This window comes from Mycobacteriales bacterium (genome assembly GCA_035504215.1).
GTDB lineage: Bacteria > Actinomycetota > Actinomycetes > JAFAQI01 > JAFAQI01 > DATAUK01.
In genome coordinates, this window is sequence record DATJSI010000144.1 from 1 (window position 1) to 2605 (window position 2605).

The window sequence follows — 2605 nt, forward strand, 5'->3', positions numbered from 1 at the left end:
ACGGTGGTGCAGCGGCAGCCGGTGAAGGAGCCGCTGCAGACCGGCATCAAGGCGATCGACGCGATGACCGCGATCGGCCGCGGCCAGCGCCAGCTGATCATCGGCGACCGGCAGACCGGCAAGACCGCGATCGCGATCGACACGATCATCAACCAGAAGGACAACTGGGCGTCCGGCGACCCGGTGCGCCAGGTGCGCTGCATCTACGTCGCTGTCGGCCAGAAGGGCTCGACGATCGCCTCCATCAAGCAGGCTCTTGAAGAGGCCGGGGCGATGGAGTACACCACGATCGTGGCCGCGCCCGCGTCCGACCCGAGCGGCTACAAGTACATCGCCCCGTACACCGGCAGCGCGATCGGCCAGCACTGGATGTACGACGGCAAGCACGTCCTCATCGTCTTCGACGACCTGTCCAAGCAGGCCGAGGCGTACCGGGCCATCTCGCTGCTGCTGCGCCGGCCGCCGGGCCGCGAAGCGTACCCCGGTGATGTTTTCTACCTGCACTCGCGGCTTCTCGAGCGCTGCGCGAAGCTGTCGGACGACCTTGGCGGGGGCTCGATGACCGGGCTGCCGATCGTCGAGACGAAGGCCAACGACATCTCGGCCTACATCCCGACGAACGTCATCTCGATCACCGACGGGCAGATCTTCCTGGAGACCGACCTGTTCAACGCGGGCGTCCGGCCGGCCATCAACGTCGGCCAGTCGGTGTCCAGGGTCGGCGGCAACGCCCAGATCAAGGCCATGAAGAAGGTCGCGGGCACCCTGCGCCTGTCCCTGTCACAGTACCGCGACCTGGAGGCGTTCGCCGCGTTCGCGTCCGACCTCGACGCGGCCTCCCGCGCCCAGCTCGATCGCGGTGCCCGGCTTGTCGAGCTGCTGAAGCAGCCGCAGTACTCGCCGTTCCCCGTCGAGGAGGAGGTCGTCTCGATCTGGGCGGGCACCACCGGCCAGATCGACGACGTGCCGATCGAGGACGTCAGGCGCTTCGAGACGGAGTTCCTCGACTACCTGCGGCGTGAGCAGCCGGGCATCCTGGCCGCGATCCGGGAGACCCAGGACCTGTCTGAGGACACCGTCACCGCGCTGAAGGACACGATCGACAGGTTCCGCCGGACGTTCGAGGTGACCGGCGGCCAGCTGCTGGTGTCCGACGAGGACAGCGCCGCCGAGCCGCTCGGTGAGGGCGAGGCGGCCCAGGAGTCGGTCGCCAGGTACCGCGCGACCGACGACACCGCGGGCGACAGCGACACCGCGGGCGCGACCGCCGAAGGCGTGGGCCTGTCCGGCGACGCCTCGGACGCCTCGGACGGCGCGGACGCCTCGGGCGCCTCGAGCGCCGAGGGCGGCGAGTAGGCGCCATGGCGGCACAGCTTCGCGTGGTCCGGGCGCGGATCAGGGCGGTCAAGTCGATCGGCAAGATCACCCGCGCCCAGGAGCTGATCGCGTCGTCACGGATCATCAGGGCGCAGCAGCGCACGCGGGCGGCCGAGCCGTACGCGCGCGAGCTCACCACGGCGGTGGAGGCGCTGGTCAGCCGGTCCGGCTCGCTCAACCACCCAATGGTCTCCGAGCCCGAGTCGGTCACCAGGGCAGCGGTGCTCGTCTTGACCAGCGACGGCGGCTTCGCGGGCGGCTACAACTCCAACGTGCTGCGCGAGTCCGCCAGGCTGCGGCAGCGCAACACGGACGAGGGCGTGCAGAACGTCATCTATGTGGCGGGCCGCAAAGGCATCGGCTGGCATCGCTTCCGTGATATCCCGATCGAGCGCGAGTGGAGCGGCTTCTCCGTCCGGCCCTCATACGCTGACGCGGAGCAGGTGTCCACCGCGCTGCTCGAGGCGTTCACGACCCCGACCGCCGAGGGCGGGGTGGACGAGATCTACCTGGTGTCGACGGAGTTCGTCTCGATGCTCACGCAGCGGCCGGCCGTCCGGCGGCTGGTGCCCCTGCAAATCGAGGAGAAGGAGGGGCCGCCGCCCGGCGGCCCGCTGCCGTCCTACGAATTCGAGCCGTCCACGGACATCGTGCTCGACTCGCTGCTGCCCCAGTACATAGCCAGCCGGATCTACTACGCCATGCTGGAGGCAGCGGCCTCCGAGCTGGCGGCGCGGCGGCGCGCGATGAAAGCCGCCACAGACAACGCGAACGACTTGATAGACCGGCTGACCCGGGAAGCGAACAATGCCCGGCAGGCCGAGATCACCTCGGAAATCAGCGAAATCGTCGGCGGAGCGAACGCGCTCGCTGATGCGAACGCAGGGAGTGAGTAACCAACCATGACCGCCACCGTAGAAAACCCCGCGGAGAGCGGGGACACCGCGACGGGAACCGGCCGCGTCGCCCGGGTCATCGGCCCGGTCGTCGACGTGGAGTTCCCTTCCGAGCACATGCCGGAGATCTACTACGCGCTGCACGTGGATCTCGCCTTCGCCGGCGAGGGGGAGACGGCGAGGACGCTGACCCTGGAGGTCGAGCAGCACATCGGCGACAACATGGTCCGCGCGATCGCGCTGGAGCCGACCGACGGCCTGGTCCGCGGCGCCGAGGTGATCAACACCGGCGCTCCGATCGAGGTCCCGGTGGGCGACGTCACCAAGGGGCA

Annotated in this window: 2 protein-coding genes and 1 pseudogene; all 3 read left to right on the plus strand. The window is 69.3% G+C overall.

The features are described 5' to 3' along the window. Nucleotides 1-1209: pseudogene (atpA, locus tag VME70_16795) on the plus strand (F0F1 ATP synthase subunit alpha). Between the two features lie 152 nt (nt 1210-1361). Continuing rightward, entirely contained in the window at nt 1362-2273 is a 912-nt protein-coding gene (locus tag VME70_16800; protein ID HTW21856.1) for a F0F1 ATP synthase subunit gamma, read from the plus strand. 6 nt (nt 2274-2279) lie between these two features. Next, nucleotides 2280-2605: F0F1 ATP synthase subunit beta (locus tag VME70_16805; GenBank protein ID HTW21857.1), on the plus strand; the 326-nt coding region annotated here is incomplete at its 3' end.

What these genes read in the sequence shown, in the direction of transcription:
- VME70_16800 (HTW21856.1), top strand. Translation starts at nt 1,362, where the DNA reads ATGGCGGCACAGCTTCGCGTGGTCCGGGCGCGGATCAGGGCGGTCAAG.